This is a genomic window from Rhodococcus rhodochrous (assembly GCF_014854695.1).
In the GTDB taxonomy this organism is placed as follows: domain Bacteria; phylum Actinomycetota; class Actinomycetes; order Mycobacteriales; family Mycobacteriaceae; genus Rhodococcus.
Window position 1 is genome coordinate 3,293,846 of sequence record NZ_CP027557.1, and the last position, 19,249, is coordinate 3,313,094.

17 protein-coding genes are annotated in these 19,249 nt (G+C 70.0%); 1 reads left to right on the plus strand and 16 read right to left on the minus strand.

Going from position 1 to position 19,249, the window contains the following annotated elements:
* Positions 1 to 6: 6 nt before the first annotated feature.
* Entirely contained in the window at positions 7 to 627 is a 621-nt protein-coding gene (gene lspA, locus C6Y44_RS15335) for a signal peptidase II (RefSeq protein ID WP_159418057.1), read from the minus strand.
* A gap of 66 nt (positions 628 to 693) precedes the next feature.
* Between lspA and C6Y44_RS15340 the strand changes: the two genes are divergently transcribed.
* On the plus strand, positions 694 to 1,650 hold the full coding sequence (locus C6Y44_RS15340) for a hypothetical protein (protein ID WP_024101259.1): 957 nt from the start codon (positions 694 to 696) through the stop codon (positions 1,648 to 1,650).
* A gap of 78 nt (positions 1,651 to 1,728) precedes the next feature.
* Here the strand turns inward: C6Y44_RS15340 and C6Y44_RS15345 are convergent, their stop codons facing one another.
* The 15 genes from C6Y44_RS15345 to murD form a co-directional block, all read right to left on the minus strand.
* Positions 1,729 to 2,235 (minus strand): hypothetical protein, encoded by a 507-nt coding sequence (locus C6Y44_RS15345; protein WP_024101260.1) that lies wholly within the window; start codon positions 2,233 to 2,235, stop codon positions 1,729 to 1,731.
* Between the two features lie 122 nt (positions 2,236 to 2,357).
* A complete protein-coding gene (locus C6Y44_RS15350) occupies positions 2,358 to 3,668 on the minus strand; it encodes a DNA polymerase IV (RefSeq protein WP_071935182.1) in 1,311 nt (436 codons plus the stop codon).
* Between the two features lie 124 nt (positions 3,669 to 3,792).
* Positions 3,793 to 6,951 (minus strand): isoleucine--tRNA ligase, encoded by a 3,159-nt coding sequence (gene ileS, locus C6Y44_RS15355; RefSeq protein WP_159418056.1) that lies wholly within the window; start codon positions 6,949 to 6,951, stop codon positions 3,793 to 3,795.
* A gap of 260 nt (positions 6,952 to 7,211) precedes the next feature.
* A complete protein-coding gene (locus C6Y44_RS15360) occupies positions 7,212 to 7,484 on the minus strand; it encodes a hypothetical protein (RefSeq protein ID WP_120283218.1) in 273 nt (90 codons plus the stop codon).
* A 63-nt stretch (positions 7,485 to 7,547) separates the two neighbouring features.
* Entirely contained in the window at positions 7,548 to 8,402 is an 855-nt protein-coding gene (gene wag31 / locus C6Y44_RS15365) for a DivIVA-like cell division protein Wag31 (protein WP_016691808.1), read from the minus strand.
* 151 nt (positions 8,403 to 8,553) lie between these two features.
* Positions 8,554 to 8,844 carry a YggT family protein gene (locus C6Y44_RS15370; RefSeq protein ID WP_006554132.1) on the minus strand — a complete coding sequence of 97 codons (291 nt, stop codon included), beginning with the start codon at positions 8,842 to 8,844 and terminating at the stop codon, positions 8,554 to 8,556.
* A gap of 156 nt (positions 8,845 to 9,000) precedes the next feature.
* On the minus strand, positions 9,001 to 9,663 hold the full coding sequence (locus tag C6Y44_RS15375) for a cell division protein SepF (protein WP_060652817.1): 663 nt from the start codon (positions 9,661 to 9,663) through the stop codon (positions 9,001 to 9,003).
* A 32-nt stretch (positions 9,664 to 9,695) separates the two neighbouring features.
* Complete coding sequence (locus tag C6Y44_RS15380) at positions 9,696 to 10,430, minus strand: YggS family pyridoxal phosphate-dependent enzyme (RefSeq protein ID WP_159418055.1); 735 nt, start codon at positions 10,428 to 10,430, stop codon at positions 9,696 to 9,698.
* Entirely contained in the window at positions 10,427 to 11,161 is a 735-nt protein-coding gene (gene pgeF, locus C6Y44_RS15385) for a peptidoglycan editing factor PgeF (protein WP_120283222.1), read from the minus strand. Before pgeF ends, C6Y44_RS15380 begins: the two co-directional genes overlap by 4 nt.
* The gene (ftsZ, locus tag C6Y44_RS15390) at positions 11,158 to 12,399 is read right to left on the minus strand and encodes a cell division protein FtsZ (protein ID WP_120283224.1); all 1,242 of its coding nucleotides are present in this window, start codon (positions 12,397 to 12,399) and stop codon (positions 11,158 to 11,160) included. Before ftsZ ends, pgeF begins: the two co-directional genes overlap by 4 nt.
* Positions 12,400 to 12,655: 256 nt before the next feature.
* Positions 12,656 to 13,429: a cell division protein FtsQ/DivIB gene (locus C6Y44_RS15395; protein WP_372473805.1), complete on the minus strand. Its 774-nt coding sequence runs from the start codon at positions 13,427 to 13,429 to the stop codon at positions 12,656 to 12,658.
* Positions 13,426 to 14,994, minus strand: a complete 1,569-nt coding sequence (gene murC / locus C6Y44_RS15400; RefSeq protein ID WP_120283226.1) for a UDP-N-acetylmuramate--L-alanine ligase — start codon at positions 14,992 to 14,994, stop codon at positions 13,426 to 13,428. Before murC ends, C6Y44_RS15395 begins: the two co-directional genes overlap by 4 nt.
* Positions 14,991 to 16,145 (minus strand): undecaprenyldiphospho-muramoylpentapeptide beta-N-acetylglucosaminyltransferase, encoded by a 1,155-nt coding sequence (murG, locus tag C6Y44_RS15405; RefSeq protein WP_120283228.1) that lies wholly within the window; start codon positions 16,143 to 16,145, stop codon positions 14,991 to 14,993. The genes murC and murG overlap by 4 nt, the downstream gene beginning before the upstream one ends.
* Positions 16,142 to 17,653, minus strand: coding sequence for a putative lipid II flippase FtsW (ftsW, locus tag C6Y44_RS15410; protein WP_159419193.1), 1,512 nt, complete (start codon positions 17,651 to 17,653; stop codon positions 16,142 to 16,144). Before ftsW ends, murG begins: the two co-directional genes overlap by 4 nt.
* 80 nt (positions 17,654 to 17,733) lie before the next feature.
* Entirely contained in the window at positions 17,734 to 19,248 is a 1,515-nt protein-coding gene (gene murD, locus C6Y44_RS15415; protein WP_159418054.1) for a UDP-N-acetylmuramoyl-L-alanine--D-glutamate ligase, read from the minus strand.
* Position 19,249: the final 1 nt, after the last annotated feature.

Genomic DNA, 19,249 nt, shown 5'->3' on the forward strand with positions numbered 1-19,249 from the left:
TTTCCCTCACTGGTGTGATTCCTTTCTCGTTTCGTCCGCATCCGGCGCTGCGCCCGGGCCCTGCGAGGCGCCACCGTCGGGTTCGACGCCGAAGATGGTCAGGGCCACGAGCAGGATCGCTCCGCACACGATGGCCGAGTCGGCGACGTTGAACACCGGCCACCATCCGACCGACACGAAGTCGACGACGTGGCCCTGCAGCGGTCCGGGCGAGCGGAACAGACGGTCGGTGAGATTGCCGAGCGCTCCCCCGAGGACGAGGGCGAGGCCGAGCGCCCACCACCGCGATCTCAGGGTCCGGCCGATCTTCACGACGCCGACGACAACGGCGATCGCGACCAGCGTGAGCAGCCAGGTCATGCCCGTGGCCATGGAGAACGCGGCACCGGGATTGCGGACGAGTGTCAGGGTGACCGTGTCGCCGACGATCGAGATCGGGTCGGCTGGGTCGATGTAGTGGACGGCGAGCACCTTCGTCACCAGATCCGCGACGAAGACGACGAGCGCCACGAGCAGCAGCGGCCGCAGCATGCGCCGGCCGACGGAGGGGGGCGGCGCCGGCTCGTCGGCACGACCGGGAACCGGCGTCTCCGCGTCGCGGTCGGGTCGGGAAGCTTCGTTCGTCACCGCTCCATCATCCCCTACCGGACGACCGCGGCGGTTCCCCCTCCCGTCGTGGCTACCCTGGGTGGCGTGCCTGCGCTGTCCAGATTCCCCCGCTCGGGGCCGTGTGCCCTCGCGGCTGTGCTGTCCCTCTCCGCTCTCGTCGCCGGTTGCGGTGGTCCTTCGGACGGCGCGCCCGCCGTCACGGCGGCGACATCGACGGAGGTGACGGTGCCGGTGTCGGCGGTGACCACGACGGTGCTCGACCCCGGTGCCGAACCCCGATCGGTGGTGCGGCTCGCACCCGAGGCGGGGGTGCAGCAGAGCGTCGTCCTCACCACCCGATCCGAGGTCTTCCAGCGCGTCGGCGACGACCCGCAGCAGGACTTCTCCACTCCCGAGCTGACCCTTCCGCTCTCGGCGACGGTCGAGCGAGCGGTCTCCGGCGAGGACCCGAGCACCGTGGTCGACATCACCGTCGGATCGGCGACATCGCCGGACGAGACGCTCGGGTCGGCACTGTCCGATGCCGAGGGTTCCGGAGCCGGACTGACGATCGGGCCGACCGGCGCGATCAGTGCGCTGCGCCTCGAGCCCGCTCCCGATGCTGCGAACATCGCACGGTCGGCGATCGAGCAGGCCTTCTACCAGGCCGTCTATCGCATCGTCTCGTTCCCGGACGAAGCCGTCGGGGTGGGCGCGGTGTGGGAGATCCACCAGCAGGTGATGAGCGCGGGCATCACCCTCGACCAGGTCGGGACGGCGACGCTCGTCGAGCGGGAGGACGACCGCATCACGGTCGACGTGAGGGTCGAACAGACACCGCGCGAGTCCACCTGGGTGCTGCCGAACGGACAGGGCCGTCTCGACATCGAGCAGTACACGATGGCCGGTGAGGGGTCGATGACGATCGACGCGTCGCTCCCCCTGCCCGTCGGCGGAGAACTGACGGTGCGGGGCGATCAGACCTACGTCGAGCCGGACGGCGGAACACGCCTGTCGCAGTCGCAGGTCGACCGCGTGGGCTGGAACACCCCGGATCGGTAATCCGGAAGATGGACGAACGCCGACGGCCGGCGCGGATGATCCGCGCCGGCCGTCGGTTCGTTCGGGACGAGTACTACATCATGCGCAGGCCGGGGACTGCAGCTGCGCCATGTTGATGACGATGGAGCACGCATAGTCCTTCGACACCTTCCAGGTGTCGTCCTCGGCGACGAAGTCGACCGTTCCGAAGGACGGCTGGTCGCTGCCCGCGAGCGCCATCTCGACACCGGCGGTGATCGTGCCGTTCTCGTTGTCGGTCACGTCGACGACGTTGACCTGCACGCCGGCGTCGTTGGCCGCCTGGGCGACCATGTTGATCAGCTCCGGATCCTCCTCGGCGCCCTGGACCAGGTCGGTCTTCTCGGCGGCCGGGACGCTCAGGTCGAAGGCGCGCGCGAGGTCGGCGTTGAGCTCCTCGACGGTGGGCACCGGCGGGTAGTCGACGGCCGGAGCCGCGGCGGTCGTGGTCGTGCTGGTCTTCGCGGTCGTCTCGGAGGAGCTACCGCCGTCGTCCGAGCTGCAGGCGGACATCGTGAGGGCGGCGGCGAGCGCCACGGTGGCGACGGTGATCTTGCGAAGCTTCAACTTCTCGTCCTTCTCGTTCGGTCGTGCACGATGTGTTCGTCGTGCTCGGTCATCCGGCAGCGGATCGCCCGCAAGAGTACCCGGCGGTAGTAAGAAGACCATGAGGGCGCCGGGAACATGTTTCAGTTCAGGCTCGCGAGCGGGTCGGCGACGCCGAGGTCGGGATCGTTCTCGTCGAGCGTCCGTGCTGGTCCCGGACCCGTGCTGCGTGTCTCGAAGCGGACGGTGACCACGCCGTGGCCCGCGCCCTGCACCCATCCGTGCCCGAATTCGGGATGGCAGACGTCGGCGCCCGGCGTCCACCGGGTGGCCGGTCCGCTCGCCGCGACGCGCTCCTCGTCGTCCTCCTCTGCCGGTCCGGTCTCCTCGGTCGTCGTCCGGTCGAGTTCGGGGAACAGGGTGTCCTGCGCGATAGCGGACAGACCCGCATAGCCCACCCCGACGAGCCGGACGGGGCCGATCTCGAGGGGATCGAGCGCGAGTCGCTGGGCGGCGGCGGTGAGCACCTGCATGTCCTCGGTGGCGTAGGGCAGGGTCGACGACCGGGTGAGCACCGACATGTCGGCCTTGCGCAGCTTGAGCACCACCGTGCGGGCGGCACGCCCGTCCTTGCGCAGGCGTGTGTGCGCGGCGGTCGCCGACGCGGCGATCGCCCGCCGCAGTCCGGGCATCGCGACGATGTCCGTGGGAAAGGTGGTCTCGGCGCTGACCTGTTTCGCCTCGGCGCGCTCCGCGACGGGCCGGTCGTCGAATCCGTTGGCGAGCCGGTGCAGTCCCGGCCCGATGGTGCCGCCGAGGATCGACGCCGCCTCGGCGACGGGCAGCGCCGCGAGATCTCCGATGGTCTCGATGCCGAGTCGCCGCAACCGGTCCTCGGCCACCGGACCGATCCCCCACAGCTTGCGCACCGGCAGGCTGTGCAGCAACGGGAGTTCGCCTTCGGGCCGGACGACGAGCAGCCCGTCCGGTTTCGCGAGACCGGACCCGATCTTCGCGATCTGCTTACCCGATCCGGCCCCGATGGAGGCGACGAGACCTGTTTTCTCCCTGACGTGTTCGCGTAACTCGGAACAGAAGCGTTCGACCTCGTCGGCGTCGGCGCCGGCGAGTTCGAGAGGTTCGGCGAACGCCTCGTCGAGAGAGAGGGTCTCGAGGATCGGGATCCGGGCGCGCAGGGTGTCGAAGACGAGTCCGCTCAGTTCGCGGTAGAGGATTCCGCGCGGAGGCAGCACGACCGCCGCCGGTCCGACGAGGCGCCGTGCCCGGCTCATCGGCATGGCAGAGCGCGCACCGTAGACGCGGGCCTCGTAGCTCGCGCCGGCCACCACCCCGCGGGCACCGAGCCCACCGACGAGGACCGGCCGGCCCCGCAGGGTCGGCCGGGTCAACTGCTCGGCGGACGCGAAGAACGCGTCGAGATCCAGGTGCAACACCCAGCGCCGACTCACGGAAGCGGGCACGTGTCGAGACTAGTGCGCCGCACCCACACGTCCGGTGGGAGGCCGCAGGTCGGTGCTTCCGGAAGGACGCTCGGTCCTTCCGGAAGCACCGGCCCGGTCACGCCCTGACGATGGACGCGCGGGTTCCTTCGCCGAGTTCGATCGCCTCGCCTTCGGGGGCGCCGAGCTCGAAGGTCGTGGCGAGGATCTCGCCGGCGATCAGATCCTGGTGGCGGTCGGCCCATTCGGCGCGTTCGGCCGGAACCTCGAACCGCACCGAGATGCGGTCGGAGACCTCCAGGCCGAGGTTGCGGCGCGCGTCCTGGAATTCGCGGATGCGGTCCTTGGCCCAGCCCTCGGCCTCGAGTTCCTCGGTGACGGTCGTGTCGAGGACCACCAGGCCGTTGCCACCCGGCAGCGCGGCGGTGGATTCCGGCTCGGCCGCGACGAGACGGCTGGTGTACTCCTCGGGCAGCAGGGCGATGCCGGCCGCGGTGACCGTGCCGTCCTCCGCTTGCGCCCAGTCGCCCGCCTTGACGGCCTTGATGACCTTCTGCACGTCCTTGCCGAGACGGGGACCGGCGGCACGTGCGTTGACGACCACCTCGAACCGGCCGTGGGCCTCGACGTCGTCGGTGGTCACGACCCGCTTGACGTTGACCTCGTCCTTGATGAGGTCGACGAACGGATCGAGATGCGACGAGCCCGGCGTCGCGACCGTGACCTCGGGCAGCGGGAGTCGCACGCGCAGCTTCTGGGCCTTGCGCAGCGACAGCACGGTCGAGCACACCCCGCGCACCTCGTCCATCGCCGCGACGAGCGCGGGATCCGAGGGCAGGTCGTCGGACGCCGGCCAGTCCGCCAGGTGCACCGACCGGCCACCGGTCAGACCCCGCCAGATCACCTCGGACGCCATCGGCAGCAGCGGCGCGGCCAGGCGCGTGACGACCTCGAGCACCGTGTGGAGGGTGTCGATCGCGTCGGTGTCCTCGTCCCAGAACCGGTTCCGCGAGCGGCGCACGTACCAGTTGGTCAGCGCGTCGCAGAAGGTGCGCAGCTCGTCGCACGCCCCGGCGATGTCGACGGCCTCGAGCGCCTCGGTGATGACGTCGCGGGTCTGCGCGAGCTTGGCGAGGATGTACCGGTCGAGCACGTTCGTCGAATCGGTCCGCCAGGTGCCCGGCTTCGACGCGTACAGCTGCAGGAAGCTCCACGCGTTCCACAACGGCAGCAGCGCCTGCCGCACACCCTCGCGGATGCCCTGTTCGGTGACGACGAGATTGCCGCCGCGCAGGATCGGCGAGGACATGAGGAACCAGCGCATCGCGTCGGAACCGTCGCGGGCGAAGACCTCGTTGACGTCGGGATAGTTGCCCTTCGACTTGCTCATCTTCAGGCCGTCGTCGCCGAGGACGATGCCGTGCGCGGCAACGCATTTGAAAGCAGGACGGTCGAACAGCGCGGTGGCCAGGACGTGCAGCGTGTAGAACCAGCCGCGGGTCTGGCCGTTGTACTCGACGATGAAGTCGCCCGGGTAGTGCGTGTCGAACCAGTCGCGGTTCTCGAAGGGATAGTGCACCTGGGCGAACGGCATCGAGCCGGACTCGAACCAGCAGTCGAGGACCTCGGGGACGCGACGCATGGTCGACTTCCCGGTCGGGTCGTCGGGATTCGGCCGGGTCAGTTCGTCGATCATCGGCCGGTGCAGGTCGGTGGGCCGCACGCCGAAGTCGCGTTCGAGTTCGTCGAGGGAACCGTAGACGTCGACGCGCGGGTACTCCGGGTCGTCCGAGATCCATACCGGGATCGGGCTGCCCCAGTAGCGGTTACGGCTGATGTTCCAGTCGCGGGCACCTTCGAGCCACTTGCCGAACTGACCGTCGCGGATGTGCTCGGGCACCCACGTGATCTGCTGGTTGAGCTCGACCATGCGGTCGCGGAAACGGGTGACGGCGACGAACCACGACGGCACCGCCATGTAGATCAGCGGCTGACCCGACCGCCACGAGTGTGGGTAGGAGTGCTCGATGGTCTCGTGCCGCAACAGCTTTCCGGCGGCCTTGAGGTCCTTGATGATGACCGGGTTGGCGTCGAAGACCTGCAGGCCCTCGTACGGCGGCACCATCGAGGTGAACTTGCCGCCCGGATCGAGCGGCTGCACGAGCTCGATGCCGTTGCGCTGGCAGTACTCCATGTCCTCTTCACCGAAAGCCGGTGCGAGGTGGACGATTCCGGTACCGGACTCGGTGGTGACGTAGTCGGCGGCGATCACCCGGTGCGCGTTCTCACGGCCGGCGAAGAAGTCGAAGGGCGGCTCGTAGGCGAGACCGACGAGGTCGGTGCCGCGGTAACGGCCGAGCACGTCGGGTTCCTCGCCGAGTTCGCGGGCGTAGTGGCCGAGACGATCCTGCGCGAGCAGGTAGGTCTTGTCGTCGGCGCCACGCACGGCGACGTACTCGATCTCGGGGTGCACCGCGATCGCGAGGTTGGACGGCAGGGTCCACGGCGTGGTGGTCCAGATGAGCGCGCACGCGCCGTCGAGTTCGGAACCGGGTGCACGCAGCACCATGTCGACGGTGACCGCCGGGTCCTGACGCATCTTGTAGGCGTCGTCGAGACGGGTCTCCTGGTTCGACAGCGGCGTCTGCTCGTACCAGCTGTAGGGCAGCACCCGGAAGCCCTGGTAGATCAGGCCCTTCTCGTACAGCGACTTGAACGCCCACATGACCGACTCCATGAAGTCGAGGTCGAGGGTCTTGTAGTCGTTGTCGAAGTCGACCCAGCGGGCCTGACGGGTGACGTAGTCGCGCCACTCACCGGTGTAGCGCAGCACCGACTGCTTGCAGTAGGCGTTGAACTCGGCCAGGCCCATCGAATCGATCTCGGACTTGTCCTTGATGCCGAGCTGCTTCTCCGCTTCGAGCTCGGCGGGCAGGCCGTGGCAGTCCCAGCCGAAGCGGCGGTCGACCTTCTTCCCGAGCATGGTCTGGAAGCGCGGGACGACGTCCTTGACGTAGCCGGTGAGCAGGTGCCCGTAGTGCGGGAGGCCGTTCGCGAAGGGCGGGCCGTCGTAGAAGACGAACTCGTCGGCGCCGTCACGGTTGCGCAGCGACGCCTCGAAGGTACCGTCGGAGGCCCACTGCGCGAGCACACGCTCTTCGAGCGCCGGGAAGTCGACACCCGAATCGCGCGGCAGGTCGTAGTCGACGCGCGGATATCCGGCAGTACTGCCGGCGGTTGCTGCGGTGGGATCCGGTGCAGCGTGGTTCTCGGTCACAGCGTGGCTCCTCCGTGCCTGGATACGTCTCGGCACGGGGACGATCGCCGTGCGCGTGCACGGCCACCGCGGTACCACCCCGCTTGCACGTCCCGAGGGACGGCCACTCGTTCGGGCTGTGACGGGCCCACCCGTCCGGTTCTACTGGGCGACCGGCAAGGTCGCCGTTCTTCCGGAGGCTCCCCGGTGATGGCCGGATCGACGCCGCCCGCGATCGCGGGATCGAGCTTCACGCTCGGTGATGCATATTGTAGGACGCTTCAGCGATCCGAAGAATTCCGGTCGCCGGGACGCCGGCGCGGTGCACGCCGACCGGGACGTCCGCCCGAGGCTCCGGCCTGCCCGACGGAACGGGGATCGGCCCACTCACCTTCGGCCGAACTCCGTCCGCCGAGTGCGCTCGCCAGCAGGAGCACCGCTCCCACGACGCACACCGCGATACAACCCCATGCCCAGAGCACCGAACCGGTCATCAACGCGATCACGAGAAGACCGAATCCGACAGCTGCGAGTACCAGCGTGACGACGAGCACGACGCTCCTCCTCTACCGAGGTACAGCACCAGGCCGTACAGCACCAGCCGGAGAGACCGTCGGTCAGCTGTTGCCCTTCGCGAAGGACGACGATCCGAACGACGACGACGAGTTGGACTGGTTGAACACTTCCTGTCCACCGTCCACCGGAACGGCGGAACCGCGCTGCTCGAGCTCTTCGAGCTGCGACTCCAGGTAGGACTTCAGGCGCACCCGGTATTCGCGCTCGAACGTCTTGAGCCGCTCGATACGCTCCTCCAGCACCGAACGCTGCTGGTTGATCGTGGCCATGATCTCGGTGTGCTTCTTCTCCGCGTCCGCCTGCAGCGCGTCGGCCTTCTCCTTGGCCTGACGCAACTGGGTCTCCGAACGGGTCCGCGCATCGGCGAGCATCGCGTCGGACTTCTGCCGCGCGTCGGCGATCATCGCCTCGCTGCGGGTGCGGGCGTCGGAGACGAGCTGCTCGGAGTTGGTCCGGGCGTTACGCACGAGCTCCTCGGCCTCGGCCTTGGCGTCGCCGGTGAGGCGGTCGGCCATCTCCTGCGCGAGCCCGAGGACCTTGGCGGCCTGCATGCTCGCGTCGCCGCTCGACGGCGCAGCGGCGACCGGGGCGGGTGCCGGAGCCGGCGCCGGAGCGGGTTCCGGCTTGGGTGTCTCGACGACACGTGCGGGTTCGGGTTTGGACGGGGCCGCCGGCGCGGACGACGACGCGCTGCGCGGCGCCTTCTTGGCTTCGGCGAGCTCCTGGTCGAGTTCGGCGACCCGCTGACGCAGGTCGGCGTTCTCCTCGATGAGGTTCGTCAACTCCTGCTCGACGAGATCGAGGAAGGCGTCGACCTCGTCCTCGTTGTAACCACGCTTCCCGATCGGAGGCTTGCTGAACGCGACATTGTGCACATCAGCTGGTGTCAGCGGCATGGAAGGATCCCTTCACGCGTCGAGTAAGCGGTCAAGCAGGCGTTCTGAGTAATCGACAGTGGGTTACGCGTATCAAAACCCACTGTATACGGCACTCCATTGTGGCACACGGCAGCTCCGGGACGGCCCGACACGACGTCGGACGCAGGCCTCATGCTGCGCCGCCCCTGGGCAGGAATGCCATGAGGAAATACACGATGAACAGCAAGACCATGATGGACAGATCGAGCCGTACACCACCGAGATTGAGCGGCGGAATCAGTCTCCGCAGCAGCTTCACCGGCGGATCCGTGACCGTGAAGATCGCCTCGAGAACGACGACCACGAAGCCGGACGGCTTCCACTCCCGCGCGAAGGTTCTGATGAACTCGACGATGATCCGTCCGATCAGCAGAAGCCAGAAGATGAACAGCAGGAACCACAGCACCTCGAAAACGGCCACCTGCCCACAATGCCCGACGATGACGGGTCGATCAAAACCGAAACGCCCGGCCTGCAGTGATCTGCATCATGGCCGGGCGTGTCGGAACGCTCGAGGGACGGCGACGGGCATGCCACCACGGACGTGCCGTGTGCACGTCCGCGCAGCGCGCGTCGACTACTGCTGGTTGTAGAAGCCGGTCTCGGCGATACGCCGCCGTTCCTCGGCGGAGACGTCGATGTCGGCGGGCGAGAGCAGGAAGACCTTCGTGGCCACCTTGTCGAACGAACCGCGCAGCGCGAAGGCGAGCCCGGCCGCGAAGTCGACGAGTCGCTTGGCGTCGGCGTTGCTCATCTCGACGAGGTCCATGATGACCGGCGTTCCGTCGCGGAAACGCTCACCGATCGTGCGCGCCTCGCTGTAGTCGCGGGGGCGCAACGTGGTGATCTTGGACAACGGACCTCCCTCGTCGAAGAGCGCACCACGCCGGGGCTCGGCGCGCTCGAGCCGGCTCTCCGCCGTCAGTGGTGCACGGCTGGGGACCGCGCGGGCCGGGGTGGGCGCCGGACGGGGGCTGCGGGCCGTGATGGGTTCGACCCGAGGACGCGGTGCCGGCTCGTACCGGTCGAACTCGTCGTGCTCGAACTCGCGAACCGGTTCCTCGCGGTGCGACGGGGCGTACTCGTCGCGGTGCGACGGCGCGTAGCCGCCGTAGGGCGCCTCGCCGTAGTCGCGATCACGGTCGCGGCGTCCGCTCGCCGGATCGTCGAGGTACTCGTCCTCGTAATCCTCGAGCGGCACCATCCCGAAGTACGCCTTGAACTTGTGGAGTGTGCTCATCGATCGCCTTTCCCTCGCGCGGCGGATGTCATTCAGGCTAACGGTCGATACCCCAAGACCGCCGTTCCGACACGCACGCACGTCGAACCCCATCGAACCGCGTGCTCGAGGTCACCGGACATGCCGGCGGACAGCTCCACCGCAGCCGGGTGGTCCTGCAGCAACCGTGCATGCATGTCGTGCAGCTGCTCGAATGCCCGCTCGGGCTCCCACCCGAGCGGCGGCACTCCCATCAGGCCTCCGAGTTCGAGGACCTCGGACGCGGCGACCGCCTCGGCGAGGGCGGGAAGATCCTCGGCGACCACGCCGCCGCGCTCCCGGTCGCCGTCGAGGCTGACCTGCAACAGCGCCCGCAGCGGGGCGGTGCGTTCGCCGGCGTCGAGGGCGGCTCGCACCCCCTTCTCGAAGGCCTGCACGAGACGGAGACTGTCGACCGAGTGCACCGTGTGCGCCCAGCGGGCGACGGCACGGGCCTTGTTGCGCTGCACCCGCCCGATCATGTGCCACTCGACCGGCGCGGTGACGCTCTCCCGGAACTCGGCGATCTTCGCGCTCGCCTCCTGCTCGCGGGACTCGCCGAAGCGTTCGCATCCCAGTTCGTGGAGGAGCACGGCGTCGGAGGCCGGAAAGAACTTGGTGACCGTCAGCAACGCGACGTCCGACGGATCACGGCCGGCGGCGCGGGCCGCGGCGTCGAGCCGCTCGCGTACGGCGGCGAGACGTCCGGCGAGTTCGTCGCGCCGGCCCTCGGAGGTGGGGGCGCTCACGCCGTTCCCTCCTCGAGCCAGACGACCGAGGCGAAGCGGCCCGTGGGGGCGGAGCGCCGGTGGCTGAACAGGGAGGTGTCCTCGATCGTGCAGCGCGGATCCTCCACCACGGCGGTCACGCCGTGGTCGGCGAGCTGGCGGCGCAGTCCGGCACGCAGGTCGAGGCCCGGAGTACCGCGGCTCGTGCGGGTCGCACTGCCGGGCAGGTGTGCCTCGACATCGGCCCTCATCGCCGCGGGCACCTCGTACTGCCGGCCGCTCGCGGCGGGTCCGAGCAGCGCGCCGATGCGATCGGGGCGGGCGCCGAGATCGACCATGACGTCGAGCACGCGCGGGAGGATCCCGATGCGCGCCCCCACCCGGCCGGCGTGCACGGCGGCGATCACCCCGGCCCCCTCGTCGGACAGCAGGATCGACACGCAGTCGGCGCTGAGGGTCACGAGCGCGAGCCCGGTCTCGCGCGTGACGAGTGCATCGGTGGCGGGAACGGGTTCGGGCACCGGCCCGTCGACCACCGTGACGTTGCGGCTGTGGATCTGTTCCATCCAGACGAACCGCTCCGGCGGCAGCCCGAGGACGGACGCGAGCCGCCGCCGGTTGGCGGCGACTGCGGCCGGGTCGTCGCCGACGTGGTCGGCGAGGTTGAAACTGTCGTACGGAGCTGCGGACACCCCGCCGGCTCGTGTGGTCACGACCCGGCGGGCGCGCAGCAGGCGGTGCGGAGCCGTCAACGGCGCATGAAGATCGGCACGTCGACGTCGTCGTCACCGTCGTCGTCGATGTCCACGCTGCGAGGTGCGTTGCCGCCTGCGGCCGGCGGCTGGTTGCCGACGGGGGGCTGATCGCGCACCGGGGTGGGTTCGACGGTCTCGCGCTCGGGACGGCCGAGCTCGCCGGCACGCGCGACGCCGATCGCGCCGGGCCGACCGGCCGGCTGTTGCTGCTGCTGCTGCGGCTGCTGCCCCTGGCCCGACTGCTGACCCGGTTGCTGCTGGCCCACCTCGACGGGACGGCGGGCGGGCGTCCCGCCCTCGAAACCTGCGGCGATGACGGTCACGCGGACCTCGTCGCCGAGCGAGTCGTCGATGACCGTGCCGAAGATGATGTTGGCGTCGATGTGTGCGGCCTCCTGCACGAGCGAGGCGGCCTCGTTGATCTCGAACAGGCCGAGATCGGAGCCGCCGGCGATCGACAGCAGCACGCCGCGCGCGCCTTCCATCGACGCCTCGAGCAGCGGCGAGTTGATCGCGGCCTCCGCGGCCTTGATGGCACGACCCTCACCGCGCGACGAGCCGATGCCCATCAAGGCCGAGCCGGCACCCGACATGACGCCCTTGACGTCGGCGAAGTCGACGTTGATCAGACCCGGGGTGGTGATGAGGTCGGTGATGCCCTGGACACCGTTGAGGAGCACCTCATCGGCGGAGCGGAAGGCGTCCATGAGGCTGACGGCGGCGTCGCCGAGCTGGAGGAGCCGGTCGTTGGGGATGACGATGAGCGTGTCGCAGGACTCGCGCAGCGTCTGGATTCCGGTGTCGGCCTGGCTGCCGCGACGCTTGCCCTCGAACGAGAACGGACGCGTGACGACACCGACGGTGAGCGCGCCGAGCTTGCGGGCGATGCTCGCGACGACGGGAGCGCCGCCGGTACCGGTTCCACCACCCTCGCCTGCGGTCACGAAGACCATGTCGGCGCCCTTGAGCACCTCTTCGATCTCGTCCTTGTGATCCTCGGCGGCCTTGCGGCCGACCTCCGGGTCTGCGCCGGCGCCGAGTCCGCGGGTCAGTTCGCGGCCGACGTCGAGCTTGACGTCGGCATCCGACATGAGCAGGGCTTGCGCGTCGGTGTTGACGGCAATGAACTCGACTCCCTTGAGTCCCTGCTCGATCATGCGGTTGACCGCGTTCACGCCGCCACCGCCGATACCGACGACCTTGATTACGGCGAGGTAGTTGTGCGGGGGCGTCATGTGCTCTCGCCTTCCTGAAGTTCCGGGTGGTGCATGGTGTCCGGGTGGTGCTCGGGTCTGGGTGGTGCTGGGTCTGGCTCGATGTCGGTCACGTCCGCCGGCCGGGCGGACGGCTCCGCAGCGCGCTACCCCGACAAACCCTCAACCACAGCTTGAAGGTTATGTCAAGTAACGCGACTGTCCGAAACGCTATGGCACGGGTACCGGGATTAGCCAGTAGACGCGCCGGACACGCCGGACGAATTTCGTCGATCCCTCACCTCACCGTCGGCAGGTCGGGACTCGCCACGTCGAATCGCTCCCCCGGCTGTGTCAGCAGCGGGCCGACGACCGCCGCCTTCCGCTCGGAACGATCGGTTCCACCCCACACCACGACACGCCCGTCGGTGAGGACGATCGAGATGTCGGACGGGGAGGGCGCTTCGACCGTCTCCACCTGCACGCGCAGGTCGGGCGGCAACTTGTCGAGCACCTCCACGGCGGCGCGGGTCGCGGGATCACCGGTGCCCGGCGTCGGGGTGACGAGGCGGGGCGTGAACATCGGAGGCGGTTCGACCGCGAAGTCGACTCCCTCGATGTCGACCGAGTGGGTGCCGTCGGGGGCGTCGAAGAAGACCATCGCCTCGCGCTCGGTCACCGTCACCCGGACGGTGGAGGGATAGACCCGCTGGACCCGGGCCGACGCCGCGCGCGGAATCGTCGCGACCCGCTGGGCCGCCTCGGCCGTGTCGACCCGGAGCAGCGGCGTGCCCTCGGCGACCGCGAGGGCGTCGACCACCTCGTCGTAGGTGACGACCTCGATCCCGTCCACCTCGATCACCCGCACGGACAGCAACGGCGACAGCCAGGCCACCGCGATGGCACCGAGGAGCACCGCGACGACAGCCGCCCCGACGAGCACGGTCCGCAGGCGCACCGACCGCCCGGACGGGCGGCGGGCGGTGCTGCGTTCGCGGGCTTCGTCGGGATCACGCGGTTCGCGTGACGGTCGTCCGCGACGGCGGCGTGACGAGACGGCGGCGGGCGTCACGAGCCGATCGACTCCGGTCCGGAACCGCCGGGTGCGCGGAATCCGCCGGGCTCGGGAGCCGCCCCGGCCGGACGGAAACGACCCGGTTTGCTGTGCAGCGCGTCGAGGATCTGCCGGCCCAGCATCGTGACGTCACCGGCACCCATCGTGATCACGACATCGCCCGGCCGGGTCAGACGCGCGACCTGCCGCGGCACCGCGGACAGATTCGGCTGGTAGTGCACAGGCTTGCTCACCGCCCGCGCGACCAGCGCGCCGCTCACACCCGGGATCGGTTCCTCCCGGGCGCCGTAGACGTCGAGCACCACGACCTCGTCGGCGAGGTCGAGCGCCCGCCCGAACTCGGTGGCGAACGCCTCGGTGCGCGAGTAGAGATGCGGCTGGAAGACGACGATCACGCGGGGTCGTTCGGTGCCGGTCTCGGTGTAGCGCAGCGGCTCTCCCGCGACGAGTTCGGCCGCGGCCGCGAGGACCGCCCGGACCTCGGTGGGATGGTGGGCGTAGTCGTCGAACACCCGCACGCCGTGTTCGCGGCCGGTGTACTGGAACCGCCGGTGCACACCACCGAAGCCGGCGAGTCCCTCCAGCGCCTCGTCGACCTGCGCTCCGGCTTCGAGCGCGGCGAGCAGCGCGGCGAGAGCGTTGAGCGCCATGTGCCGGCCGGGGACGGACAGTCGAACGGTGCGCGGCGAATCCTCACCCGCGAGGTGGAACTCGGCGACGCCGCCGACATCCTTGGCCTCCCAGCCGAGCAGCCGCACCCCGACGGGAACGCCGCGGTGGTCGCCTGCGGTGCCGAGGACGTCGGCGGTGCCGTAACCCTGCACCCGCAGGTCGTCGCGACCCAGGGCGACGACACGTTCGGCGAGGGCCGCCGAGCCGGGATCGTCGAGGCAGACGACGAGCAGGCCGCCGGGGGCGATGCGGGCGACGAACTCGTCGAAGACCGCCGTGTACGCCTCCGGCGTGCCGAAGTAGTCGAGGTGATCGGCCTCGATGTTCGTGACGATCACGGTGTTCGGGTCGTACTGCAGCAGCGAGCCGTCGCTCTCGTCGGCTTCGGCGACGAAGACGTCCCCGCTGCCGTGGTGGGCGTTGGTCCCGGATTCGTTGAGTTCACCGCCGACCGCGAAGGACGGATCGAAGCCGCAGTGCTGCAACGCGACGACGAGCATCGACGTCGTGGAGGTCTTGCCGTGGGTACCGGAGACCAGGAAGGTGCGATTCCCTCGCATCAGAGAGGCGAGGACCGCGGGGCGCAACAGGATCGGGATGCCCCGCTCGCGGGCGGCGACCAGTTCGGGATTGTCCTTCGGGATGGCCGCGAACGTCGTGACCAGGGCGGTGGGACCACCCTCGAGCAGGTCGAGAGCCTCGGCGGCGTGGCCGATGCGGACCTGCGCGCCACGGGCCCGCAGCGCGAGCACACCGCGGCTCTCCTTCGCGTCGGAACCCGATACCTGTCCCCCACGGGCGAGCAGGATCCGGGCGATGCCCGACATCCCGGCACCGCCGATACCGACCATGTGCACCCGCTCGAGCTCGGCGGGCAACTGCGCACTCATCGTTCACTCCTGTTCGGTTCCACTCCGGCAACCTCGAGCACTATGCGCGCCATCTCGTCCGCGGCACTGCGGTGACCGGCGGCCGCGGCGCTGCGCCCCATCTCCACGAGTCTCCGCTCGTCGCCGAGCAACGACACCACTTCCGTGGCGACATAGTCCGAACTCAGGTCGCCGTCGGCGACGATCCTGCCACCGCCGGCCTCGACGACGGGGCGGGCGTTGAGTTCCTGTTCACCGTTCCCGTGCGGGAGCGGCACGTACACGGCGGGCAGACCCACCGCCGAGACCTCCGCGACCGTCATGGCCCCGGACCGGCACACCACCGCGTCGGCCGCGGAGTACGCGAGGTCCATCCGTTCGAGATAGGGCACGGCGACGTACGGCGCGCGGGCGTGTCCGGGATGAGCGGGAATGTCCACGGTGTTCTTCGGTCCGTGCGCGTGCAGCACCGCGATGCCGGCCTCCGCGAGCGCCGAGGACGCACCGGACACGGCCTCGTTGAGCGAGCGTGCACCCTGCGACCCGCCGAAGACGAGCAGCACGGGCACGTCGTCGGGCAGACCGAAGTGCCGTCGTGCCTCCGCGCGCAGCCCGGCGCGGTCGAGACCGGTGATCGACGAGCGGACCGGGATCCCCACGATCTGCGCGTCGCCACGCCGGACGATTCCCGAGCGCGGGACGGCGGCGAGCACACGCTCGGCCCGCAGGGCACCGATGCGATTGGCGATGCCCGCGCCGGCATTGGCCTCGTGGACGACGACCGGGATACGCCGGCGTCGACGCAGCGGACCGGCCCCGGCCGCGAGGTAGGCGGGCAGCGCCACGTACCCGCCGAAACCGACGACGACGTCGGCGTCGACCTCGTCGAGGATCTGCCGGGTGCGGCGCACCGACGAGACGACCCTGCCCGGAAGCTTCAGCAGGTCCATCGTCGGCTTGCGGGGCAGAGGCACCGGCGGGATGAGTTCGAGGGGATATCCGCGGCGCGGCACCAGCGTCGTCTCGAGTCCCCGTTCGGTGCCGAGCGCGGTGATCCGCGCGTCGGGCACGAGTGCGCGGACGGCGTCGGCCACCGCGAGTGCCGGTTCGATATGACCGGCCGTACCGCCTCCGGCCACCACCACCGACAATGCCGGCCTCTCCCCACTCACCTACGGTTCCCTCTCTCTCCGCTTCGTCCGTTCGATCCGCGTGTCGTGCGGTTCGTCTGCTGCCGGCCCCGGGCCGGTTCGCGCGCGGGTTGTGCACGCCGGGTCCGGCCGGTCCCCTCCCGGGGTTCCGTCCGGCCCGCGGATGTCCGGCGGTCCTTCGCGGCTCCCCGTTGCCGCTCGTTGGGCGCCTGGGGCTGCCGCTTGTCGGGCGCCTGGGGCTGCCGCTTGCGCGATCCCCCACCACCCGACGCGGGGCGGGCACTGCGCTCAGGTGCCGCGGCCCGTGCCCGCGGCTGCCGTGCTGCGACCGTACGCGTCGCCGAGGATCGACCGGCCCGGTAGGCCTCCGGCTTGCGCAGACGGAGCAGTCGCGCGAACCGGCCGTCCTGCCCGGCGTGCAGCGCGGCGATCGCCTCGGGTTCGTGTCTGGCCGCGTTCGCGATCAGACCGAACATCAGCAGGGTGGTGGCAGTGGAAGTGCCACCGGCCGACACGAGCGGCAGCTGCAGGCCGGTCACGGGCAGCAGTCCCACGACGTAGCCGATGTTGATGAAGGCCTGGCCGATGATCCACGTGGTCGCCGTCGCGGTGAACAGGCGCAGGAAGGGGTCGGCCGAGCGCATCGCGATCCGGAGTCCGACATAGGCGAACAGACCGAACAGGCCGATGACGGCCACTCCGCCGAGGAAGCCGAGTTCCTCACCGATGATCGCGAAGATGAAGTCGTTGTGGGCGTTGGGCAGATAGCTCCACTTCGCGCGGCTCTGACCGAGCCCACGACCCCACAGGCCGCCGTCCGCGAGGGAGAACTTCGCCTGTCGCGCCTGGTAACCGGCACCCTGCGGGTCGTCGCCGGGGTTGAAGAAGGCCCGCACACGCTGCGAGCGGTAGCCGGCCGTCAGGGCCAGGATCACCGCGAGTGTGGCGGCCGTGCCGACGATCCCGAGGAACACCTTGAGCGGAAGTCCCGCGAACCACAGCAGGGCGATCACGATGATCACGATCGAGACGGTGGTGCCGAGGTCGGGCTGGAGCACGATCAGGCCGGTCACGAGCAGTGCGGCCGGGACGAGCGGGACGAGCATCTCGCGCAGCGTCGAGTTCTCGCCGCGCCGGGAGGCGAGCAGGTGCGCACCCCACACGGCAAGGGTGATCTTGGCGATCTCCGCCGGCTGCAGCGAGATACCGGCGACGACGAACCAGCCCCGGGTGCCCTGCGAGACCGTACCGATGCCCGGTATGAGCACGAGCACGAGCAGTACGACCGAGAACGCGAACGCCGGGAAGGCGAAGCGTCGCATCAGACGGACCGGGATCTGCAGCGCGATGTAGAAGATCACCATGCCGAGGACGGCAAAGATCACCTGCGAGGTGAACAGTCCGTAGGCCGATCCCGCCGCGGCCACCGCGCCCACGCTCGACGACGACAGCACCATGACGAGTCCGAGCACGGTGAGCAGGACGGCGATCGTCACCACGAGATGGAAGGACGCGAGCGGTCGCGCCATCCAGGCCCCGAAACGCCCGCGTACTCCGACCACCGGTTCGTCGGTGGTCGCCCCTGTTCGGGTCGCTCCTGCCCGAGGGGTCACGGTTGCGTCCCGCCCCCGCGGAGTTCCTCGACCGCGGACGCGAAGCTACGGCCGCGTTCCGCGTAATCGGCGAACATGTCGAGCGATGCCGCGGCCGGCGCGAGCAGCACCGTCTCCCCCGGCGAGGCGAGAGCGGCCGCTTCCCGGACCGCCACGCGCATCGCGGTGGGGCCGTCGGCTCCCGGCGCCGCGACCCTCCTCACCGAGGCGGTGCCTGTCGCGCTCACCGAGGCGGTGTCGGTCGCGCTCGTCGCATCGGTCATCGTTTCATCGTCGCCCGTGTCCACGACGACGACCGGGACCTGCGGGGCGTGTCGCGCCAGCGCGTCGGCGATCTCGCCGGCGTCGCGGCCGAGCAGCACGGCTCCGGACAGTCGCGGCGCCACCTCGGCGACCAGGTCGTCCACGCGGGCGCCCTTGAGCAGACCACCGGCGATCCACACCACGCGGTCGCGGGCGAGCAGCGAACTGCGGGCCGCGTGTGGATTGGTCGCCTTCGAGTCGTCGATGTACTCGACGCCGTCGACCTGCCCCACGGGCGCGGCGCGGTGCGGGCCCACGCGGTGCCGTCGCAGGCCGTCGTGTACCGCCGAGGCGGGCACGTCGACGGCCCGGGCGAGGGCGGCGGCCGCGAGTGCGTCGGACAGTCCGGCGGGGCCGGGCGGCGTCACGTCGTCCACCCGGGCGAGCACAGCGGAATCGGCGAACGCCCGATCCACGAGCAGTTCGCCGCTGATCCCGAGTTCGCCTTCCTGCGGATAGCCCAGGGTGAAGCCCACGGTGACCACGGCACGGGACCGGTCGCCGAGACCACCGGCGATCGGGTCGTCGAGACCGATGACCCCGACAGCGCCGGTGAGGGCACCGAGTTTGGCCTCGATGTAGTTCTCGATGCCGCCGTGCCAGTCGAGATGGTCCTCGGCGATGTTGAGCACGACGCCGGCCTCGGGCCGAACCGAGGGCGCCCAGTGCAGTTGGAAGGACGACAACTCGACGGCGAGGACGTCGGCCCGTGGCTCGTCGCGGCGCAGGGCGTCGAGCACGGGAAGACCGATGTTGCCGCACGCGACGCTGCCGAGACCGGCGGCCTCGAGGATCGCGTGCAGCATCATGGTCGTGGTGGTCTTGCCGTTCGTCCCGGTGACCACCAGCCACCGACGGGCCGGTCCGTAGACCTCGGCGCGGTCGATGCGCCAGGACAGTTCGATGTCGCCCCAGATGGGGATCGCCGCGCCGGCCGCGCGCGAGAGCAGCGGGGCGTCGGGCGGGAATCCGGGACTCGTGACCACCAGGGCGAACTCTCGCAGCGCAGCGGGGTCGTCGACGAGGCTGTCGAGGTCGATCGTCCGGGCGCCGAGCGCCGCGCACTCGGCCAGTGCCCGCTCGTTGCGGTCGGTGACGGTGACGTGGGCGCCGAGATCGGTGAGGGGTTCGATCGTCGCGCGGCCGGACACCCCTGCCCCGGCGACGAGCACCGCCCGTCCCCTGAGCCGTTCGAGTTCGTCGTTCACG